This window comes from Prevotella sp. MGM1 (assembly GCF_002933775.1).
Classification (GTDB): Bacteria; Bacteroidota; Bacteroidia; order Bacteroidales; family Bacteroidaceae; genus Prevotella.
Genome location: NZ_BEWV01000008.1, coordinates 1 through 1469, shown reverse-complemented (window position 1 = coordinate 1469; position 1469 = coordinate 1). Strand labels below are relative to the sequence as shown.

Below are 1469 nucleotides of genomic sequence, written 5' to 3'. Positions count from 1 at the left end.
ATGCAAGCAGGGCGGCGGCCTCGCTCACGCTTGCCGTGCCCATGTGTCTCATCACCGTGTCGCTCGGGTTCGGCACCTCAATATCTTTCAGTTCATCGGCGGTAAAGAGCCTGACGGGATGCCCCTGCCCCGCAAGAAACGACAGCACAGGCTCGTCACGCTTCTCTTCTATCGTCGATATGCCGGCTATAGCCTCACCGGGAATGCCGGCCGATGCCAAAGCGGAGAATATCTCGGACACCACACGATCGGCCGGCGCAGCCTGACGAGCCAGGCCGACGCCGACATGTACGCACCTGGGAATATAGTGCAGGCAAGGCAACGGAATGTCTTTGGGACACCGCACGCCCACGACTATCAGCAGTTCAAACTTATCCGGGTCTATATCTTCCGCCCGAGAGAATACCGTCACATGACCGGGGAGGTGCTGTTCCATCCATTCGGTGCCCCGATCGCGCACGGTAAGGAGCAGAGCTGTTGGTTTCCTGGCGGTGAACAGCGCTATTTGAGTGTTCATCCCAGCCGGAACGGCCGTCCATCCGAACTTGCCGGGCATGGTATCGAGCGCCCACAGGCCGAGCCTGTCGCTCAACGTAGTCACCGCCGGAACGGCACCCAGAGCCGAGGCTATATCCATAGCTGCCTTGTTCGCTCCTCCCAAGTGTCCCGACAGCACGGGTATGACCGTTGCTCCGGTACAGTCGACGCAAATCACGGCCGGGTCGGAATGCTTGTCGACAAGCAACGGGGCTATGCTTCGCACGCAGATACCCATCGCCCCGACGAAAACAAACGTGCCGGCAACAGTCCAGAGTTCGGCAAGCAGTCCGCCGATAGTGTCTATATGCGTAGTGTCCGGCTCACCGTGCATCGAGAAAATCTCGCCGCCAAGCTCCGCCCTGATAGTCTTTGCCGTGCCGTATCCGGCCTCGGAAACAAGTATTATGCAGGTTTTCATTATGTCGTTTGTCATTTTTTTGAAGATTTTTTACGTCAACCATAAATATGGCTGTCATATCATTAAATATGCTTCACTTTATATCATTGTATGGCCTGCTATCCAAACAGAACCTATTAGAATTCCCGTTTCGGCATACGGCGTGGTATTTGAAGAGAGGCCATAATCCTGCTATCATCGGTATGCCCCGTCATTGGGGCATGTTTCACGCTGAAGCACAAACCGCCCCATCGCACTGCAAGAATATGACTAACTCTTCTCCGCCTTCAATATATCTATCGGATTATAGTCGTCAAGAGCGACATGGGCGACAGGACGAAACGTCAATCCAAGTTCACGTGCTGTCGCCTCGAAAGCCTTGCGGCTGTCTTCGCTCACCGAGTTCATCACTATCACGCCGCCATGTGTCATCGTCCGCAAGCCGTCAGGACACCTGCTGCCGGCATCTGGTAACCGGTAGGCCACACGGGCCATGATCTCCGAGAGCCGACCTCCATGCCCTCCTATGAAA

1 protein-coding gene and 1 pseudogene are annotated in these 1469 nt (G+C 55.5%); both read right to left on the bottom strand.

Features of this window, described 5'->3' with window-relative positions; translation table 11 throughout:
• Positions 1–973 (bottom strand): cobalt-precorrin 5A hydrolase (locus MoGM_RS00075; RefSeq protein ID WP_199181745.1); only part of this gene is annotated, 973 nt, incomplete at its 3' end.
• 234 nt (positions 974–1207) lie between these two features.
• A pseudogene (locus tag MoGM_RS12865) lies at positions 1208–1469 on the bottom strand (hypothetical protein); the annotation flags it as partial.